A 21,412-nucleotide genomic window follows, 5' to 3' on the forward strand; every position below is an offset into this window, starting at 1 on the left:
ATTTCATGATATGATTGTTTCTAAAGCAATTTCTATCATATCATTAAAAGAACATTCTCTCTCTTTAGTAGAAAGCTGATTCTTTAAAAGAATATGATCAGAAACAGAACATATTGACATCACTGGTATGCGATATTCAGCAGCGATATTATAAATTCCCGCAGTTTCCATATCTATCGCTAAAATATTATATTTCTTTAATATATTCACAATTTCTTTATCATCTGTATAAAATATATCAGTAGTAAAAAAATTTCCAATATGAATATTAATTTTTCTATTACCAGCGATATTAAAAGCTTTATAAATTAAATGAAAATCTGCAATCGCAGCAAAATCGTAATTTTTAAATCGAATACGATTAAAATTAGAATCTGTAGAAGCTCCTAAAGCAATAATAATATCTTTTAAAAAAATATTTTTTTGAATAGTTCCACATGTTCCTACACGAATCATTTTTTTTATATCATAGAATTTTATTAATTCTGTAACATAAATAGCCGCAGATGGTATACCCATACCATGACTCATAACAGAAACTAAAATATTCTTATATTTTCCAGTATATCCAAACATATTTCTTATATTATTAATTTGAATAGCATTTTTTAAAAATGTTTCTGCAATATATTTTACTCTAATAGGATCTCCTGATAAAATAACCAAGTTAGAAATATTATGTTTCTTAGCATTAATATGAGGTGTACCCATAATTTTATTATCCTAAAATAATAATCATAATTATGATAAACATCCATTATATAAATTATAAAAATATATTACATACATTATATAACGAATGGGAAAGAAAAAATGTTTTCATGTTTTGTAATATACAAAAATTTTACAAAATCAAAAAATGTATTTTTATAGTATTGAATACAAAATACTTTTAAAAGTTTTTTAATATACTAAATATTAAAAAAATTCCAAAGTGCCTCAAATACTTTAAAATAATATTTATATCAATGTATAATATTTTTTAATATTATAAAATAAAATAATTATCATTGTGATATATCTAAAAAATACTTTTTATATATTCAAGTAGTATAGAAAAATTCAAAATAATATATTGTAACGATGATATTTATACATGCTTTAAAAAAATTATTGATTAAAATTATTAATATAATTAAAATATTTGCATGCTTTCATAAGATGTATAAAATATCTAAAATTTTTATATAATCACATAAGTTATTATACTCATATATTTGAAAAAATATTTTTATATTACAATTATAACATACGTACTATACTCAATATTAATCATATTATTTCCTATATATTCTAAATTATTTTCTTATAAAACTAATAATATTACAACGAATTCCTTAAAAATATTTTATATATTTTTAAATTCTTATCCTTATGCATTTAAATTTTTTTAAAAAAATAAAATCAGTATATAAAAATAAGATCTCTTGTGTTAATATCCAAAATACTAACATTATACAATCTTAATTTTTAAAATGAAAATTTCTAAAAAATAAAAATTATTAAAAATATATTAATAATAAATTTTTTATTATTTTTATAGATATATTTTATATATTATATTGATTAAATAGTAAAAATAAAAAATTCCTAATTTTTTTAAATATCTTTATTTCTAATAATATTATACTTATAAATCTATCAATAAAAATCTATTTTAATACTTATTTTTAATATAACACCCTAATAAAAATTTTACAAATATTCTCTAAATTACATCAACCATCATTTAAAATTATATATTTTTCAAACATTCTCTTATACAATTCTTCATAACAAATTATATTGTATTATCAATATATTATAAAATATCCAATGAATTAATATCATTAATACTAAAAACACAAAAAATAAAATAAAAAATTGCAAATTCATTTAATAATCATATTTGCAATTTAACATAATATACTATTACGATATGTATTTCTACATTGCATATCAGGATTATTATGAATATTCAATAATAATAATTACGAAAGTAAAATACTTATTCTAAGATTTTTAAAAAAAAGAATGTTTTCCTCTATTGTGTTTTGTAACGTCTTGTACACCTTGCAACATAGAAAAATTACTTAAAATTTTTTTTTCAATACCTTCTTTTACAGTAGTACTAGACATCGCACAACCATTACAACCACCTAAAAACTCTATCATAACAATTCCTGCATCAGTAATATCAATAAGTACAATTTTACCTCCATGATTTAACAACATTGGATTGATGTATTGATGAATATAATGATCTACTTCTTGGAATAAAAACATTTTATTTTTTGTAATTTTCTGTTTGTGAAAATTTTCTTTTTTATTTTTTTGATTTGCATAAGGAGCCATTAACATTAATTGTTTTTCTAGATCATTATCAAATAAATCGATTTTAGAATCTTTTAAATATGGAATAAAAGATTTATCAACAAAAATATTAAAATCTACATACTGTATTTTAATATCTTTTTCATTAAAATTTTTAATATCATCATAAAAAATTTTACATGTAGCATATTTTGTACCTGGAGCTTCAATCGATATTCTAAGAATATTAGACTTTTTTTGTTTATCCAAAATTTTTTTTAAATATTTTTGAGCTTGTAATGAAATTTCAATCATAAATATTAACTTTTATAATGTATAAAATGTAATTTGTAAAACATATTATAATTATTATACATTAATTATTCATTTAAACTAGTAAAAATAATTATCTTTTTAAAAAATATTGAAAATAATTTTTAAAAAATATATACTATATTTTCTTATTATTATAATATTATAATATACTCAAAAAAACGTATTCATTCAAATAACTATGATTCATTAAAATATAAAAATTTGTATCAAAATTATAAAAAATACCAATAATCATTTTTTATAATTTCTTAATTACATGTAATAAATATTCAAAATGGTAAATCTTCATCAAATTCCACGTTAGACATATCTTCTTCTAATAATGTATTTTTTAATTTTTTATCTTCATCATTTCCAATATTTATAATAGCTTCTTTAGGAACTTCTGTACTATGATTCAAATTTTCAATTTTATGAATATTAGATACACGGTTCCCTAACATTTGCATTTTACCATTCATATTTACTATAATTTCTGTAGTATATCTATTTAATCCATTTTTATCTTTCCATTTTCTTGTTTTTAAAGATCCTTCTATATACACCTGAGAACCCTTTTTTAAAAATTTTCCAGAAATTTCAGCTAATTTTCCAAAAATAATAATTTTATGCCACTCAGTATTTTCCCTCATATCACCAGTACTCTTATCTTTCCAATGTTCTGAAGTGGCTAAAGTAATATTTGTTACTGGATTACCATTTGACATATAGCGAACTTCAGGGTCTTTACCTAAATTACCAATTAAAATAACTTTATTAATTCCTCTATTTGCCATATATATTTCCTATAAAATTTTATACCATAAATCTATCATGATAATATATTATTAATATAATATACAAATATATAAATAGTTTATCATGTATTTTACATAAAAATTATCTAAAATACAATTTATTCTAATCAATTATAATCATAATATATGATAATTCATAATGATACCAATATAAAAAAAAGCAATCATTTTAAACAACCACCATACTCTCTAGAAGCAGAACAATCTGTTTTAGGTGGATTAATGTTAGACAACACAAAATGGGATATAGTTTCTAATTTTATTATATGCGAAGATTTTTTTAATAAAATACACCAATTAATTTTTTATGAAATGCAAAATCTGATTTTGCATCATTCCCCTATAGATTTAATAACTTTATCTGAATCATTAGAAAAAAAAAATATTTTAAAAACATCCGGACAATTTTCATATTTATCTGAAATTATTAAAAATACTCCTAGTATTGAAAATATTGAAGCATATGCAAAAATTATTAAAGAACGATCTATTCTACGAGAGATTATAAAAATAGGAGATCATATTTCTCATTTAGGATATAAACCGAATGGGAAAACTAGTGAAGAAATTTTAGATTACGCAGAATTTAATATTTTGAATATTGCAAAAAAAAGACTCACACAAGATCATCATCCTAAAAATATTAAAATGATGTTAGATAAGACTATTACTGCAATCGAAAAATTAATTATCTGTCCAAATAATCATATTACAGGCATTGACACTGGATATCCCGATTTAAATACAAAAACATTAGGATTACAAGAATCTGATTTAATTATTATAGCAGCAAGACCGTCTATGGGAAAAACAACACTTGCTATGAATATTTGTGAAAATGCTGCTATGCTACAAGATAAACCAGTCTTAATTTTTAGTTTGGAAATGCCGGGAGAACAAATTATGATTAGAATGTTATCCTCTTTATCTCGAGTGTGTCAAAAAAATATTAGAACCGGAAATCTGTGCGATGAAGATTGGTCTAGAATTTCTAGTACTATTAATATTTTGCTAAAAAAGAATAATATATATATTGATGATGCATCAAGAATTACACCAAATGAAATAAGGTCTAAATCTAGAAAACTATATAAAAAAAAAAATGGACTCAGCCTTATTATGATTGACTATTTACAATTAATTCAAGTACCCCATTTATCCGAACATAGAAATCTTGAAATCGCAGAAATCTCTAGAACATTAAAATCACTTGCAAAAGAATTAAAAATACCTATTATTGCACTATCACAATTAAATCGCTCATTAGAACAAAGATCTGATAGAAGACCTATTAACTCAGACCTAAGAGAATCCGGAGCACTAGAACAAGATGCTGATTTAATTATGTTTATTTATCGAGATGAATTATATAACGAAAATAGTGAATTCAAAGGAATCGCTGAAATAATTATTGGAAAACAAAGAAATGGTCCCAGTGGCAGCATAAAATTAATATTTAATGGGGAATTATGTCGTTTTGATAATTATTTTGAGGGATAAAAATATCATATCATTTTCATATATTAAAAATATATAATATATAAAACATGATATTACAAATAATATTTATTATATATTTTTATAAAATCAAAAATTTTTATTAATTTTATAGATTCGATGTTAATGATACCACATATAATGAATCAAAGGATTAAAAAAATTCATATAAATTTTGTAAATACTATAAAAAATATTAAGTATTTTAAAAAAATACCATTCAAATGACATCAATGTATTAAAGATTCAAAGAGTACTATACTAGTAGTATAAATATAATAAACATACAAAATATATTTTTAAAATGTACTTATATTTAAATTTCTAAAACTATTATACTAAATAGAAATATTATTCATGTAATATTTCGAGTATAACAAATAAACAATAAATTCATAATAAACTTTGAAAAATTATGAAATAATATTTCAAAAATATAAAACATATAAAATATATAATCAAAATAAAAAATATTGATCCTTTGCATGTGAATCAATATGTATAATAACAAAAATTTTAATACAATGATAATCTTATCTTTTGATTTCGGTACTAAAAATATTGGAGTAGCAGTAGGACAAAAAATTACAAAAACAGCAAGCGCTTTAAAAAATATTACAGTAAAAAATGGTATTCCAAATTGGAAAAATATTTCTTCAATCATAAAATATTGGAAACCAAAACTTATTATTATTGGATATCCCTTAAATATGGATGGAACAAAACAAAAAATTACTCAAAAAGTACATATATTCGCTAAAAACATACAATTAAAATATAATATTCATGTAGAATTACATGATGAACGATTAACAACTGTAGAATCAAAAACAATACTATATGAGTATGGAGGATATAAAAAACTTAAAAAAAACAATATTCATTCTTTATCTGCTATTATTATATTAGAAAGTTGGCTTAACCAAAATTTTGAAAATACAATACTCTAATATCATTTATAGTATATTTTATATTATTTAAAATGTATAGGAATCTAATGATCTATATACCCAATAAAATAGGATTATATGTTCATATACCTTGGTGCTTTAAAAAATGTCCATATTGTGATCTTAATGCATATAAAATGAATAATTATTTTAAACAAGAGATATATGTTAAAAAAATTATTCAAGATTTACTACAAGATAAACATTTTATTCATCAAAGAACCATAAAAAGTATATTTATAGGAGGAGGGACACCAAATCTTTTACACCAAAAATTATTAAAAATGATCTTAGTAAATATTAAAAATCTTGTATCTGTTGATCAAAATGCAGAAGTTACAATAGAAGTACATCCAAAATTTGTAAATATCAAAAATATATTAAAATATGTTAAGATAGGTATTAATAGAATATCTTTTGGTATACAAACTTTTGATAAAAATTTATCACAATTAATTGGAAGATCAAATACTACAGAACATATTATATCTCTTTTAAATCAAGTAAAAAAAATTATTCCAATCAATTTTAATATAGATCTCATGTATGGTTTACCAAATCAAACTGTCGAAGATTGTCTATTAGATTTAAAAACTGCTATTCAAATGAATCCGAACCATATTTCTTGGTATCAAATGAATGTAGAAAAAAATACAATATTTTATTATCAAAAACCTTCTATACCAAAAGAAAATATTATTTTAGATATGTACAAAAAGGGAAATCGTTTATTAAAACAATCAAAATATAAACAGTACGAAATATCATCATATGCAAAAAAAAAATATTTCTGTTACCATAATTTAAACTATTGGAAATATGGAGATTATCTTGGTATTGGATGTGGAGCACATAGTAAATTAACACAAAAAAAAAATAATATTATACGTATCATAAAAAAAAAAAGAATTCATGATTATTATCATAGTAATAATTACATCGAAAAAATATATTCTGTAAAAGAAAGAGACCAACCATTTGAATATTTTATGAATATTTTTCGAATACTACAACCAATAAAAAAAAAGAGTTTTTTAAAAAAAACTAATATTAGTATTCCATATATTCAAAAAAGTATACAAACAGCAATTAAAAAAAAATATATTATACAAAAAAAAAAATCTTGGCGTATATTACCCAAAGGAAAAATATTTTTTAATGATTTAATAGAATTATTCTTATACCAAAAAAATAATACTTCTTAAATATTATTTAATCAATTGAAATATAATATTAAAATTATTAACACAATGTAAAGATGCTTGATTAGAAAATTTAGTCTTTATTTTATTATTTATAATATCATGATCATATTTCTTTGAAATATCAACAAAATATTTAAAATTCTTCATTAATTTTATAATATTATTATAATATAATACACAATCCGTAATTATATGTAATATTCCTCCTAATATCATTTTCGTTATCACTAATTCAATAAATTGTTTATTTATTATTCTTCTTTTATTGTGCCGTTTTTTAGGCCAAGGATCAGGAAAAAAACATTGTACAATACTAATCGAATTATTTTGAATCATGTATTGTAATACTTCTACTGCATCGTGCATAATTATTTTTAAATTATGAAATATTTTTTTTGTACAAAATATTTTTTTAATAAAATTATAAATACCAGCAAGATATACCTCGATGCCAAGAATGTTACAATTAATAAAATGAGAACATGTATAAAATAATGATTCCCCGTTCCCAAAACCAATATCTAGTATTATTGGTAAACGATCATTACTATAAAAAGTATGTATATTAATTAGAGAATTTTTAAAATTAATTCCAAATAAAAAAAAATACTTTTTTAAAAAATCTATTTTCTTTTCTTTTAAATACCTACTACGTAACTGAAAGCTCTTAATTGGTCTTAAAAATTTTCCAAATTTATTGTATTTAGGTATTATAAAACTATTAAGAATAATTTTTTTCATAAATATGTTATAATTATTTTTATATAAATACTATCATTTATTATCCATGTTGCAATATACTATGAAAAATTGGAAATTTTCTCAATTAATAATCAATTGGCAACACATTTTTGGTAGAAATAATTTACCTTGGCAAAATACAAACAATGCATACTATACATGGATCTCAGAAATAATGTTACAACAAACTAAAGTAAATACTGTAATACCTTACTTTAATAAATTTATTACTATTTTTCGTGATATTAAATCCATATCACAAACAAATTTAAATCATATATTGTATATGTGGAGTGGATTAGGATATTATACAAGAGCTATCAACATATATAAAACTGCAAACATTGTAGTTTCAAAATATCATGGAAAATTACCAGAAAATATACATTTATTAATACAACTACCCGGAATAGGAAAAACAACAGCAGGTGCTATCCTATCACTAACATATAATTATTCTTTTCCTATTCTTGATGGAAATGTAAAAAGAATACTTATTAGATTTTATAATATTAATTTAAAAAATAAAAAAACCATTATAGAAAAAAAACTATGGCATTATATTAATCTCCTAACACCTATACATAATGCAAAAAAATTTAATCAAGGAATGATGGATTTAGGTACATTAATTTGTAAACCTAAAAAACCAAAATGTTCATTATGTCCAATAATAAATAGTTGTAAATATAAAAATATCAATTACTATCATAAGAGTAAAAAAATAATTTATACAAAAAAATATAAATTTTTTATTATTTTACGATATCAAAATGAAATTCTACTGGAACATCGAAAAAAACATAAAATTTGGAATTATTTATTTTGTTTTCCAGAATTTCATTCTATTCGTAGTATGCAATTATGGTTATTAGAAAATAATATAAATATTAAATATTATTATCTATACAATAATATTTATCATCAATTTACACAATTTACTTTGAAAATGATTATTATTAATAGTATCTTAAAAATAAAAAAAAATAATCTTAAAAAAAAAAATCATATTTGGTATAATTTAAAAACAATAGAAAAAATTGGTATACCTGCACCAATAACAAAAATCATAAAAATACTAAAAAATACAATCAAATAGGATAATATATGAAAATTGTTTTTTGTAAATATTTTAAAAAAATGTTATCAGGATTTGACTACCAATTTTATCCTGGAGATTTAGGAAAAAAAATCTATAACAATATTTCTAAAGATGCATGGAAAAAATGGATGATTGAACAAACAAAATTTATTAATGAAAATAATCTTAATATGATTAAAATTTCAGATTATAAAAAAGTAGAAAAACATATGATATATTTTTTATTTGGTAAAAAATAACATGTTACTAAAATAAAAAATTAACATATTTTTTAATTTCTTGCAATAAAAATGTTTTTTCATTATTATAACGATATTTTAAAGATATTTTATTTAAATACATTAAATAATCATTTATATAATTTCTATTAAATTTTTTAAATCGATACAATAACCATTTTTTTTTCTCAAATATATTTAATATTTCTGGAAAATTACGTGCACGTAATCGAAAAAAAAGTTCTTTTAATCTATTATCATAAAAAAAAAATTTTTTTTTATTTAATTTATTAATTTCAGTATTGTGTATAACTTTCATAAGATAATGATCTTTTTGAGAAAAAAAATTATTATATATTCCTAAATCGACATTAGTATTATTATAATTATATTTAAAATTTGTAAAAAAAATATTGATTTTTTCTATTAACAATATATTTTTATACAGTAAACAAATTTTTTTTAAAACAATATTACTGTTGATTCCTAAACAGGAAAGTTTTTTAATACTAAAAAAATTTATCGGAATCAGCACAGGACATCGATTAATATACAAAAAATTTATGCCAACTTTACGTAATTGATAAATATCAATATTATTATTAGCAATATGTTTCATATATTCAATTAAATCTTCTATATTATAATATAAATCAAAAAATACTAACATATTACTATTTTGCATATTCCAAAAAATTGGTATAATACAAGATGTATAATTTCTTAAACGTCCAAAAATATTAGAAATATATATAATTGGTATTCTATTTTGAATATCAATTAAATTTTTAATATTATTTTTTACTCGATATTTAAATAAAAAATTTAATAATTCTGGTTTTTTTTTTTTAATCAATTTTATTAAATATACTGTAGCATAAACATCAGAAAGAGCATCATGTTTATTCGTATGAGTAATATTATTCACATTTGTTAAATCTTGTAATTTAAAACTAATATTTCCAAAATCATTTTTAGGCCATTCAAAATTATTAGGAGACAACACATAACAAGCTAATATTATCTTTATAACGTCCCATCTAGAATTATTTTGTTTCCAACACCAGGAGTAAGAATCTAATAAATTTCGATAAAATATATTTCTTGTCACTTCGTCATCAAACTGAATATTATTGTAACCGACGATACATGTATTACAAACATTAAAAATATCAAAAATTTTTTTAGAAAAAAAAAATTCATTCATTCCTATTTTATAGGCATGTATTGGGCTAATATGAGTCGTTAAAACAGATTGAATATTAGGTAAATAATCATTAGGAGGATAACAATATAAAACTATTGGTTTTTGGATAACATTAAAATCAGAATCTGTTCTTATACACGCGAATTGTGCTGGCTTATCTAATGCAGGATGTAAACCAAAAGTTTCATAATCATAAAATAAAAAACTACACTTACTATCTTTAATAAACATGTAATCTTTAAGGTACAAATATAATAAAAATATTAATATTGATTATCAGTAAATATTTTTTAAAAATATTTTTAATTACTCCTCCGACTGGGCTCGAACCAGTGACATACGGATTAACAGTCCGCCGTTCTACCAACTGAACTACAGAGGATTTGATAATGTAATCATATCAATTACAAACAATTTTGTCAAAAGATTTTAAAAATATTTGCAAAAAATAATACTATACAAATATTTTTAAATACAAAAGTAGTAGATTATATTTACAAATATATTTATAATGTTTATAAGGCCCTTTAGCTCAGTGGTTAGAGCACGCGACTCATAATCGCTTGGTCGCTGGTTCAAATCCAGCAAGGGCCAAAAATAAATACAAAAAAGATATTTCTATTAAAAATATATACTGTAATTATAATATATATAATAATATTATATTCTGGAGATAAGAAATATGATTATGATATATAAAAAATATTAAATATTTATTTACAACATTTACTATTTAAAAAATTTCTTTTATAACCATAATATCATTCACTTACAAGAAATCAAATCAAATAATTACAATCAAATTTTCGTATATACTGTAAAAAATTATTCATAAAATTCTCTTGTACTAAAAAATTTGTAGAAACATATATTTTTTGATATCAAATTATTGTTTTCCAGAATGTCCAAAACCTTTTTCATTTCTAATGGTTTTTTGAAAATCAGATACTACATTTAAATGAGGTTTAATAATAGGAATAAATACTAATTGTGCAATTCGATCACCAGGAGTAATTAAAAAAGAATTCATACTACGATTCCACACTGAAATCATTAACTCTCCTTGATAATCAGAATCTATTAAACCAATTGAATTACCTAAAATAATTCCATTATAATGTCCTAAACCAGATCTTGGTAAAATCATTGCTGTAATTAATGGATTCTTAATAAATATAGAAATTCCACTAGGAATTAAAGTTATACTCTGAGCATTAAGAAAAAAATTTTTTTTTATCATAGCGCGTAAATCTAACGCAGAAGATCCCTCTGTTTGATATTTAACAAATTCAAACTGAGAACCTAATCGATTATCTAAAATTTTTACATCAATAACATTATTCATAAATTTATTTTCTGAAAAATTCTTAATTTAAATAAAAATACTTTAAAATTCATTATATCTTTTATATTCTATAAAAGATGTATTATACTTATAATACATCTTCATAAAATCCTTTTAAATATAATCTCTTTAATAAAAATTAATTTTTAGAAATTATTCGTAAAAATATATAACAAGAAACATCTTTATGAGGTTGGAAAATAATTTTGTAATCTCCTAACCTTCGAATAATACGATCTTGTATAATTTCATTTGTTTTAATTACTATACCTAATAAATTGATTTCACGAGAAATATCTTTTGCATTAATAGAACCAAATAATTTATTCTTTTTCCCCGACTTTGAAAATATCACCACCGGAAGTATTTTTTTAATTTTATAAATTCTTAATTGAGCATTAATAATCTCTTTTTTATTTTTTTCTATTTTTTTTCTTTGTAAATCTTGAAATTTTTTTAAATTACTCTTAGTACATAGTAGTGCTATTTCATTGGGGATAAGATAATTTCTTGCATATCCTGCAGAAACTTTAACAATTTTTCCAAATTGACCTAAATTTTTAAAATGTTTTAATAAAATTATTTCCATTTTCACCTTTTTATAAAATTATTATTATTTAACGATGTTGATCTGTATACGGTAATAATGCAATATATCTAGCACATTTAATTGCTTTAGATAATTTTTTTTGATATCTTAATCGAGTACCAGTAATTCTACTAGGTACTATTTTACTATTTTCTGTAATATAACTTTTCAACATTGTAATATCTTTGTAGTCTACTTCTGTAATCTTTTCTGCTGTAAATCGACAAAATTTTCTTCTTCGAAAATAACGAACCATATCATCCCCTAAAAATTATATAGAAATATACCTATACTTTATCATAAAGATTTATTTTTCTCATCCTTTAATTTTAATACTGGAGACATTGTAACTACTTTATTCTTTAGTTGCAAAATTAAATTTCTAATGACAACATTATCAAAACGAAATTTATCTTTTAATATAATAATGATTTTAGGAGATAATTCTACATTCAGTAAAATATAATATGCTTTTTGTAATTTATTAATCTTATATGATAACTGTCTTCTTCCCCAATCTTCTAATCTATGTACTAAACCATGATTTTTTTTAATAAATTCTTTATAATTATTAACAATTTTTAATACCTGTTCTGATGTTTGATCAGGATGAATCATAAATATAATTTCATAATGACGCATTATAGTAGTAATCCTTGTAAATATTCAAGATAATTATAACAAAAAAGTATACAATGCAATAAAGTATAAAATATAAAAATTACATATTATAAAAATAATTATAAATTGCCAATAAAATAAAATCTATCTATAATAATTTTTTTAATAATTATTATACTAATAAAAAATGATATATATTTATAGTAATTTTATATATTTTGTAAATTTAATTTATTACGTACTATAATAGTTTCAGAACGTTCAGGTCCCGTAGAAATAATATCAATAAATTCAGTTTTTCCAAGATATTCTTCTATATATAAAATATAATTTTGAGCATTGACAGGTAATTGAGAAAAACGTACAATACCTCTAGTTGATTTCTTCCAACCAGGAAAAACTTTATACACAGGTTTTACATTGAATAAATTAAAATATTTAGATGATGTCTCAATCATTTCCAAAGTTTTGATATTTTTATAAGCAATACATATTTTTACTTCTGGTAAATCATCTAATACATCTAATTTTGTTAAACACAAAGAAGTAATAGAATTTAACATCACAGTTCTTGATAATAGTACTAAATCTAACCAACCTGTTCTTCTTTTACGACCCGTAGTAGAACCAATTTCTTTTCCTTTGTTACACAAATAATCACCAATATCATTTTTTAATTCTGTAGGAAACGGACCTGATCCAACTCTAGTACAATATGATTTTGTTACTCCCAAAATACAATTAATTTGTTTATAATGTACTCCTGATCCAGTTAAAACACCACCAATCGTAGTATTTGAAGATGTTACATATGGAAAAGTACCATGATCTAAATCTAATAATGCTCCCTGTGCTCCTTCAAAAATAATTCTTTTTTTGTTTTTATACATTCTATGTAACATATTTGGAATATCTTGAACTTTTTTTTGAAAAATATATTTTATTTCTAATAAATCTTTTAATACAACATGATAATCTACAGGAAATGTTTTATAGTAATGTACTAATTGAAAATTATAATATTGAATAATACTTTTAAGTTTTTTTTTTAAAATCTTTTCATTGTATAAATCATATATTTTTAATCCATATCGAGCTACTTTATCTTCATAAGCAGGGCCGATACCTTTCTTAGTAGTTCCAATACAATCATTTTTTAAAAATTGTTCTCTTGCTATATCCATTTTTACATGATAATCTAATACTAAAGGACAATTTCCGGAAATAAACAAACGATTATTAATAGAAATATTAAAATCTGACAACATGTTTATCTCTTGTAATAAATCTACTGGAGAAATTACTACTCCATTACCTAAAATACATAAAACATCTTTATACAAAATTCCAGAAGGAATTAAATGTAAAATAATTTTTTTTTTGTTTACAATTAAAGTATGTCCTGCATTATGGCCTCCTTGATATCTTACTACACAATCAAAAGATTCAGTTAAAAAATCTACAATTTTCCCTTTTCCTTCATCTCCCCACTGCGTTCCTAATATTACAACATTATTGTTCATATAATACCTTTAATATAATTTAACAAAAACCATATGAATTTTATAATATAATATTATTATATTTATATATAAAATATATTCATAAAAATAAGATTAATGATTCAACCATGCTAATGTATTTTCTAGTAAAAGCGAACCCTGCGTTGTTAAGATAGATTCTGGATGAAATTGGAATCCACATACTCTATCTTTATTATTTCGAATTGCCATCACAGTATTATTAAAATAAGCATTAATTGTTAAAGATTGTGGAATATTCGTACAAATTAAAGAATGATACCTTGCCACTAATAAAGGATTAGGGAGATTAAAAAACATATCTTGATTATCATGAAGCATTAAAGATGTTTTTCCATGAAAAATATTTCCTGCGTATTCTACAGTACCACCATAATATTCAACTATTGCTTGATGTCCTAAACAAATTCCAAGTACTGGTACTTTTCCAATAATATGCTGTAATAATTGTAATATACATCCAGAATCTTTAGGTTTTCCAGGTCCTGGTGACAATAGCAATATAGGATTTTGCAATTGAAATAATTTTAATAAAAGAATTTTTAAAGGAATAGTATTACGATAAATAACAACATTATAATTACTTACTCTTAACTGATCTACTAAATTATATGTAAAAGAATCAAAATTATCCAATAAAAAAATGTTTTTTATCATTTAATATTCTTCCTTTTATAATTTGATTCCACAATAGAATTTAAAACCACTTGCGCTTTATTCTGACTTTCATATGTTTCTTCTATGGGAATAGAATCTATTACTATACCAGCACCAGATTGTACAGTTGCAATATTATTTTCAATATAAGCAGATCGTATAACAATACATGTATCTAAAAAACCTAAACCTGTAAAATAACCAATAGCACCACCATAACTACCTCTTTTATTATTTTCAATTGTAGCAATTAATTGCATAGCTCTTACTTTTGGAGCACCAGTTAAAGTTCCCATATTCATACAAGCAGCATATGCATGCAAAGCGTCTAAATCGTATTTTAATGTACCTATAACTTTTGAAACAAGATGCATCACATGCGAATATCGATCCACTTTAGTTAAACGAGATACAAATCTAGTACCCGGAATACATACCCTAGCTAAATCATTTCTTGCTAAATCAACAAGCATTAAGTGTTCTGAGAGTTCCTTCTGATTCGTACGCATTTCTAATTCAATTCTACTATCAAGATCAAAATTTAAATTACCGTTTTTATCAAAACCTCTTGATCGTGTACCTGCAATAGGATATAACTCCACTATTCTATTTTTAGGATTATACTTTAATGAACTTTCCGGAGAAGCGCCAAATAAAGTAAAATCCACGTCTTGCATAAAAAACATATAAGGACTAGGATTTTTGTTTTTTAAAGTATAATATGCAGATAAGGGATAAGGACAGTATAAAATAAACTTTCTAGAAGGAACAATTTGAAATATTTCTCCTTTTTTAATATAATACTGAGATTTTTGAATAATTTTTTGATACTCCAAATCATTAAAATTTAATTTAATAGATGAACCAATAACTTTCTTATTCGGAATTTCAATAGGAAGTTTACTTAATTGATTTTTAATACTGAATAATTTTTTTATTAATCTTTTTTTTTCTGTATCATTTTTAAAAAATAAACTACCTTGAAGAGTACTTGTTTTATTGATATGATTCATGATTAAGAGTATTTCTGATAAATAAAAACAAAAATCTGGACATTTTTGAGTATTATATAATTTTGGTATTTTTTCAAAACTACTTACTAAATCATATGAAAATAATCCACCAAAAAAAACAGATTTTTCTTTTTTACTATTTGATTTTAATAACTTTAATAAAAATCTAAAAGTATCAAACACTGAAAATGCATGTAATTTTTCATCTTCATTTAAATGACTCATAATAAATGGAAACAATAATTTTACTTTTCCTGGGTAAATATACATTTTAATTTCTTTTGGAATTATGAAATGTATTTTTTCTAAAACAGCCTTTCCATTTTCAGAAAAAGATTCTAAAATAACTACATTGGTATATGCTGTAATACGAATTGCAGTATCAATAATCATCATACTTTCTACTTGGTATTTTTTATTTATTTCCACCGATTCTAATAACAAAGTATTTTTTTTATCACCACACAATTCATAAAAAGTATCTGCAGGATTCGATCTATACGCAACATCCATTTCTATAGTTTCAACAATATTATTCTTATTGAATATTTTCATTTTTTATTCATTATATATTAAAATAATATTTTGATATTCTCATATCAAAATTTATATCGTAAAAGTATAACAATACTTTAAAAATAAAACCCCGAAAATATTTTATTGAAAATAATACATTTTATATATTTTTTAAAAAATCAAAATATATAATATAAATTTTAAATATTATAAAAACTACATATAATGTATTAATAATTTCTAGGAATAATTTTATATAAAATACTTATAATTTTTTTAGTTAAATAATTAATCTTATTATCATATAAAAAGTAAACATTTTTCCATTTTTTTAACCAAGTTCTTTGTTTTTTAACTAATTGACGTGTTGCAAAAATAGTACTTTGAATCATTTGACTAAAATTCATCTTCTTCATAAAATATAAAAACATTTGGCGATAACCAACACAACGCATTGCCGGTAAATCAATATTTAAATCTTTACGATGAAACAATGTTCTCACTTCCAGTTCAAATCCATTATTTAACATATGATAAAATCTAGTATTAATATTATCATATAAAAATTTCTTTTCTGGATATATTGCAAACTGTATCGCATGATATGTAAAAGGATTGGATACCTTCTTTTTTAAAATACTATATTTTTTACCTGTTATTAAACAAACTTCTAAAGCTCGCAAAATTCTTTGCAAATCATTAGGATGAATATTTTCAGCAGATTCTCTATCCATTTTAGATAAATATTGATGTAATATAAAACTATTTTGAAAACCATATTTATTAAATATTGTATTTCTAACATCTATATTTGACTTTGGTAGATTAGATATTCCATGGAGCAAAATATTATAGTAAAACATTGTACCACCAACTAACAAAGGAATTTTTTGCATATCAAAAATTTCTTTAATCGCCTGCAAAACATCACATCTAAAATCTTGTACACAATAATAATCTTTAGGATCTCTTAAATTAATTAATCGTAACGGATGTTTTAATAATTGTTTTTTATTAGGCTTAGCTGTTCCAATATCCATTCCTTTATATACTAAAGCTGAGTCTACACTCACTAATTCCACTGGTAAATACTTTTGCAATTGCATAGATAATTCTGATTTACCAGAAGCAGTAGGTCCCATTAAAAAAATTACATATTTTTTATTAAAAATATTATTTTGCATAATCATATGATACATAAGAATATTAATTCATTGAATTTTTAAAAGTATTATAGAAATGTATTAATCCTTGAGTAGAAACATCATTTTTATAATTTTTCCCACCATGTAAACCTTGAAAAATATTATTAGATATTACTTTTCCGAGTTCTACACCCCATTGATCAAAACTAAAAATATTTAAAATAACACCCTGTACAAAAATTTTATGTTCATACAAAGCAATTAGCGAACCTAATGAGTAAGGATCAATAATTTTAAATAAAATAGAATTACTAGGACGATTTCCTTCAAAATATTTAAATTTTTCAGAAAAATGATTTACGTCATGATCACAAGAAGTATTTTCACCATTATTATTAAAATATTTTCCAAAAGCTAAAGCATGAGTTTGCGCAAAAAAATTAGATAATAATATTTTATGGTGATTTTCTATAGGATTATGTGATATTGTTGATGCAATAAAATCACATGGAATAAGTTTTGTTCCTTGATGTATTAATTGATAAAAAGAATGTTGCCCATTTGTTCCTACTTCTCCCCATGTAATAGAACCTGTTTGCCAACACACTTTATCTCCATTACGATCAATATTTTTCCCATTTGACTCCATATTACATTGTTGAATATATGAAGGAAATCGATATAAATATTGGTCATAAGGTAAAATTGCTTCTGTTTGAGTATTAAAAAAATTATTATACCAAATTCCTATTAATGACAATAATACTGGAATATTTTTTTCAAAACTGGCATGCTTAAAATGTATATCCATATCATATGCTCCATGTAAAAAATTACAAAAATTATTAAAACCAATGGAAAGCATAATTGATAAACCCATAGCAGACCATAACGAATAACGACCACCAACCCAATCCCATAATTCAAAAATGTTATTTTGTTCAATACCAAACTTTAAAGCTTCCTGAACATTCGCTGTAACAGCAAAAAAATGATGTTTCATATCTTTGAGGTTACAATATTTTTTTAAAAAATAATTTTTAATTGTTGTAGCATTTGTAATTGTCTCTTCTGTAGTGAAATTCTTTGAAGATACTAAAAATATTGTAGAAGAGAAATCACAATTTTTTAATATACTATATACATCAGTACTATCAATATTGGATACATAAGAAATCTTTAAATGATTTTTATAAGGTTTTAATGCTTCAGTCACCATCCTTGGACCTAAATCCGAACCACCAATACCAATATTTACAACATGAGTAATTTTTTTTCCTGAATATCCTCTCCAAACTCCAGAGATAATACTTTTTGAAAAGTGTTTCATTTTATTTAATACAGCACGTATCTTTGGCATAATATCAATGTTATTCACTAAAATAGGTTCATGAGAAAAATTTCTAAGAGCTGTATGTAATACTGGACGATTTTCAGTAACATTAATATGTTTTCCATTAAACATATCTTGAATAGATTGTGATAATTGCATTTCTTCAGATAATCTTAATAAAATCTGAATAGTTTCATCGGTAATTCTATTTTTAGAAAAATCAATCAACATATTACTTTTAAAAACATAAGAAAAATTTTTAAAACGATTATGGTTATATTTAAATAAATCAACTAAATGAATATTTTTCATTTTATTAAAATGTATTCTTAATTCTTTCCAGGCATTTGTAGTAATTGGTGAAATACTTTTCATAATGATACTCCTTGTAATCTTGAATGAAATATATTATACTAATTATAAAATATAAATAATTAACTTGAAAAAAAAATATTCATCCTCATATTATTTATTAAAATCAAAGATTTTCAAGATTATAAACATAAATTGCAATTCTTTATTTTATAACTGAGGAAATTCATTATGATTTATCATTCAATGTCTTTTTCACCAAAATTGACAGATAATTTATTTTCAGAACGATTAAATCAAATTGATAAAATATTTAGTACTTTAACAGGGGAAAAAAAGTTATCTAATATTCCTGAATATAATATTATAAAAATGAATGGTAACCAGTACCAATTAGAAATAACAGTTCCAGGTTTTGAAGAAAAAGAATTAGAAATATCTATTGAAAATAAAAAATTAATCATTACAGGAAAATATCAAAAAGATAATAATATACAAAACGAAAACAAAAATATTAAATATTTACATCAAGGAATCAAAAACAAAAATTTCTCTATTCATTTTGATATTTATAATCCTATTCAAATTAATAAAGCAACATTAAAATTAGGTATTTTAATCATACAATTTGAATATGAAATTCCTAAAAATCAAAAAATACAAAAAATAAATATAGAAAAAGAATAAAAATTTTTATATATTTTTAAATAAAATTATATAATTATTATAAATATCATTGTTATTATAATACACAATACATGTAAATATCTATGATAACAATGATAATAAAATTTTGTTAAAATAAATAATATATGTTCTTCTAAAATATAAAAAATAATATACATAAAAATTATATATACTTATAATATAAAATCTGTATAGTATTTTATAAAAAAATATCATTTTCTTAAAATTCATATAATTGCTATGATTTTCAAAATGATAAATTAACCATGCTCATATATATATTAATAGTAATATGAAAATATCGAATATTTTCAGTCTACATGCGGGAATAGCTCAGTTGGTAGAGCGCAACCTTGCCAAGGTTGAGGCCACGAGTTCGAACCTCGTTTCCCGCTTAAAAAAATATAAAATATTATTATGAAAATTTCTTATTAAATTGTTCGATCCTTCCACCATGATTCACAATTCTTTGTTTTCCCGTATAAAATGGATGACAATGTGAACAAACATCAAGATTTAAAATACTTTTTGATAAAGTAGTAAAAATAATCATATTATTTCCACAGACGCAATTAGCAGATACTTTATTATATTTAGGATGAATATTCTTATTCATAATGTTCCTTAAAAAATATAAAATATAAATATTATAATAACATTTTTCTACATTAATATTTAATATGAATAAAATCATTAATATATAACTAACATTATATACAAAATATATAATTTGAAAATACAATTTTAAAGATGCATATCACATAAAGAGAATGTTGTATGACAACAATATTAAGCATAAGATTAAAAAATAAAGTGGTAATTGGAGGAGATGGACAAGCTACTTTGGGTAATACCATTATTAAAAATAATGTTAATAAAATACGATCTTTATATAATAATAAAGTAATATCAGGATTTGCTGGAGGCACAGCAGATGCATTTACTCTATTTGAACTGTTTGAAAAAAAATTAGATATATACCAGGGACAATTAAAAAGAGCAGCTATAGAACTTGCAAAAGACTGGAGAAGTGATCATGTATTAAGAAAATTAGAAGCTATATTAGCTGTTGCAGATCAAAAAAGTTCACTAATTATTACTGGAAATGGAGATGTCATACAACCAGAAAATGATTTAATTGCTATTGGTTCCGGAGGTCCATATGCACAATCTGCAGCATATGCATTGTTACAAAATTCAACTTTAGAAGCAAAAGAAATTGTAAAAAAATCACTACATATAGCAGCAAATATTTGTATATACACAAATCATCATTTTACTATTAAAGAACTTTACTCTGAAAAATAA

Annotated in this window: 21 protein-coding genes, 3 tRNA genes and 1 pseudogene; 9 read left to right on the plus strand and 16 right to left on the minus strand. The window is 22.1% G+C overall.

The features are described from left to right. Window positions 1–3 precede the first annotated feature (3 nt). The 3 genes from deoD to ssb form a co-directional block, all read right to left on the minus strand. On the minus strand, window positions 4–711 hold the full coding sequence (deoD, locus tag AB4W53_RS01935; RefSeq protein WP_367671807.1) for a purine-nucleoside phosphorylase: 708 nt from the start codon (window positions 709–711) through the stop codon (window positions 4–6). Between the two features lie 1,290 nt (window positions 712–2,001). After that, entirely contained in the window at window positions 2,002–2,607 is a 606-nt protein-coding gene (locus tag AB4W53_RS01940; RefSeq protein WP_367671809.1) for a NifU family protein, read from the minus strand. Between the two features lie 290 nt (window positions 2,608–2,897). Beyond that, window positions 2,898–3,404, minus strand: a complete 507-nt coding sequence (ssb, locus tag AB4W53_RS01945) for a single-stranded DNA-binding protein (protein ID WP_367671811.1) — start codon at window positions 3,402–3,404, stop codon at window positions 2,898–2,900. Window positions 3,405–3,551: 147 nt separating this feature from the next. Between ssb and dnaB the strand changes: the two genes are divergently transcribed. The 3 genes from dnaB to hemW all read left to right on the plus strand — a co-directional run bounded on the left by dnaB (window position 3,552) and on the right by hemW (window position 7,077). Further along, on the plus strand, window positions 3,552–4,925 hold the full coding sequence (gene dnaB, locus AB4W53_RS01950) for a replicative DNA helicase (protein WP_367671813.1): 1,374 nt from the start codon (window positions 3,552–3,554) through the stop codon (window positions 4,923–4,925). 521 nt (window positions 4,926–5,446) lie between these two features. Next, entirely contained in the window at window positions 5,447–5,872 is a 426-nt protein-coding gene (gene ruvX, locus AB4W53_RS01955) for a Holliday junction resolvase RuvX (RefSeq protein ID WP_367672139.1), read from the plus strand. A gap of 47 nt (window positions 5,873–5,919) precedes the next feature. Next, window positions 5,920–7,077, plus strand: coding sequence for a radical SAM family heme chaperone HemW (gene hemW, locus AB4W53_RS01960; protein WP_367671815.1), 1,158 nt, complete (start codon window positions 5,920–5,922; stop codon window positions 7,075–7,077). 3 nt (window positions 7,078–7,080) lie between these two features. Here hemW and trmB read toward each other — a convergent pair whose 3' ends face one another. Then, window positions 7,081–7,818 (minus strand): tRNA (guanosine(46)-N7)-methyltransferase TrmB, encoded by a 738-nt coding sequence (gene trmB / locus AB4W53_RS01965; RefSeq protein ID WP_367671816.1) that lies wholly within the window; start codon window positions 7,816–7,818, stop codon window positions 7,081–7,083. A 61-nt stretch (window positions 7,819–7,879) separates the two neighbouring features. Here trmB and AB4W53_RS01970 point away from each other — a divergent pair, with 61 nt between their 5' ends. Together AB4W53_RS01970 and AB4W53_RS01975 are read left to right on the plus strand one after the other, a co-directional pair. Next, the gene (locus AB4W53_RS01970; protein WP_367671817.1) at window positions 7,880–8,917 is read left to right on the plus strand and encodes an A/G-specific adenine glycosylase; all 1,038 of its coding nucleotides are present in this window, start codon (window positions 7,880–7,882) and stop codon (window positions 8,915–8,917) included. An 8-nt stretch (window positions 8,918–8,925) separates the two neighbouring features. After that, the gene (locus tag AB4W53_RS01975) at window positions 8,926–9,159 is read left to right on the plus strand and encodes an oxidative damage protection protein (RefSeq protein WP_367671819.1); all 234 of its coding nucleotides are present in this window, start codon (window positions 8,926–8,928) and stop codon (window positions 9,157–9,159) included. A 7-nt stretch (window positions 9,160–9,166) separates the two neighbouring features. Here AB4W53_RS01975 and sbcB read toward each other — a convergent pair whose 3' ends face one another. Together sbcB and AB4W53_RS01985 are read right to left on the minus strand one after the other, a co-directional pair. Further along, complete coding sequence (sbcB, locus tag AB4W53_RS01980; protein ID WP_367671821.1) at window positions 9,167–10,576, minus strand: exodeoxyribonuclease I; 1,410 nt, start codon at window positions 10,574–10,576, stop codon at window positions 9,167–9,169. A gap of 78 nt (window positions 10,577–10,654) precedes the next feature. After that, a tRNA-Asn gene (locus AB4W53_RS01985) sits at window positions 10,655–10,727 on the minus strand. A 139-nt stretch (window positions 10,728–10,866) separates the two neighbouring features. Between AB4W53_RS01985 and AB4W53_RS01990 the strand changes: the two genes are divergently transcribed. Continuing rightward, window positions 10,867–10,939 (plus strand) — tRNA-Ile (locus tag AB4W53_RS01990). A gap of 292 nt (window positions 10,940–11,231) precedes the next feature. Here the strand turns inward: AB4W53_RS01990 and dut are convergent. From dut to pgi, 9 genes and pseudogenes are all read right to left on the minus strand, one after another. Further along, window positions 11,232–11,690, minus strand: a complete 459-nt coding sequence (gene dut, locus AB4W53_RS01995) for a dUTP diphosphatase (RefSeq protein WP_367671823.1) — start codon at window positions 11,688–11,690, stop codon at window positions 11,232–11,234. Window positions 11,691–11,829: 139 nt separating this feature from the next. Beyond that, window positions 11,830–12,279, minus strand: a complete 450-nt coding sequence (gene rplI / locus AB4W53_RS02000; protein WP_367671825.1) for a 50S ribosomal protein L9 — start codon at window positions 12,277–12,279, stop codon at window positions 11,830–11,832. A gap of 28 nt (window positions 12,280–12,307) precedes the next feature. Continuing rightward, window positions 12,308–12,535, minus strand: coding sequence for a 30S ribosomal protein S18 (gene rpsR / locus AB4W53_RS02005; RefSeq protein WP_367671826.1), 228 nt, complete (start codon window positions 12,533–12,535; stop codon window positions 12,308–12,310). A 41-nt stretch (window positions 12,536–12,576) separates the two neighbouring features. Next, the gene (gene rpsF / locus AB4W53_RS02010; RefSeq protein WP_367671828.1) at window positions 12,577–12,921 is read right to left on the minus strand and encodes a 30S ribosomal protein S6; all 345 of its coding nucleotides are present in this window, start codon (window positions 12,919–12,921) and stop codon (window positions 12,577–12,579) included. A 188-nt stretch (window positions 12,922–13,109) separates the two neighbouring features. Further along, the gene (locus tag AB4W53_RS02015) at window positions 13,110–14,423 is read right to left on the minus strand and encodes an adenylosuccinate synthase (protein WP_367671830.1); all 1,314 of its coding nucleotides are present in this window, start codon (window positions 14,421–14,423) and stop codon (window positions 13,110–13,112) included. A gap of 105 nt (window positions 14,424–14,528) precedes the next feature. Then, a pseudogene (locus AB4W53_RS02020) lies at window positions 14,529–15,095 on the minus strand (gamma-glutamyl-gamma-aminobutyrate hydrolase family protein); the annotation flags it as partial. Continuing rightward, entirely contained in the window at window positions 15,095–16,666 is a 1,572-nt protein-coding gene (locus AB4W53_RS02025; RefSeq protein ID WP_367671832.1) for an anthranilate synthase component 1, read from the minus strand. The pseudogene AB4W53_RS02020 and the gene AB4W53_RS02025, both read right to left, overlap by 1 nt. Before the next feature lie 191 nt (window positions 16,667–16,857). Further along, window positions 16,858–17,817, minus strand: coding sequence for a tRNA (adenosine(37)-N6)-dimethylallyltransferase MiaA (gene miaA / locus AB4W53_RS02030; protein WP_367671833.1), 960 nt, complete (start codon window positions 17,815–17,817; stop codon window positions 16,858–16,860). 16 nt (window positions 17,818–17,833) lie between these two features. After that, window positions 17,834–19,480 (minus strand): glucose-6-phosphate isomerase, encoded by a 1,647-nt coding sequence (pgi, locus tag AB4W53_RS02035; RefSeq protein WP_367671835.1) that lies wholly within the window; start codon window positions 19,478–19,480, stop codon window positions 17,834–17,836. Between the two features lie 168 nt (window positions 19,481–19,648). Here pgi and AB4W53_RS02040 point away from each other — a divergent pair, with 168 nt between their 5' ends. Then, entirely contained in the window at window positions 19,649–20,104 is a 456-nt protein-coding gene (locus AB4W53_RS02040) for an Hsp20 family protein (RefSeq protein WP_367671836.1), read from the plus strand. 322 nt (window positions 20,105–20,426) lie between these two features. Next, window positions 20,427–20,499, plus strand: a tRNA-Gly gene (locus AB4W53_RS02045). A gap of 20 nt (window positions 20,500–20,519) precedes the next feature. On the opposite strand, the gene rpmE is transcribed toward AB4W53_RS02045, so the two are convergent. Continuing rightward, window positions 20,520–20,720 carry a 50S ribosomal protein L31 gene (gene rpmE, locus AB4W53_RS02050; protein WP_367671837.1) on the minus strand — a complete coding sequence of 67 codons (201 nt, stop codon included), beginning with the start codon at window positions 20,718–20,720 and terminating at the stop codon, window positions 20,520–20,522. 161 nt (window positions 20,721–20,881) lie between these two features. Here rpmE and hslV point away from each other — a divergent pair, with 161 nt between their 5' ends. After that, complete coding sequence (hslV, locus tag AB4W53_RS02055) at window positions 20,882–21,412, plus strand: ATP-dependent protease subunit HslV (RefSeq protein WP_367671839.1); 531 nt, start codon at window positions 20,882–20,884, stop codon at window positions 21,410–21,412.

Source organism: Buchnera aphidicola (Myzocallis carpini), from assembly GCF_964059025.1.
In the GTDB taxonomy this organism is placed as follows: domain Bacteria; phylum Pseudomonadota; class Gammaproteobacteria; order Enterobacterales; family Enterobacteriaceae; genus Buchnera_L; species Buchnera_L aphidicola_AK.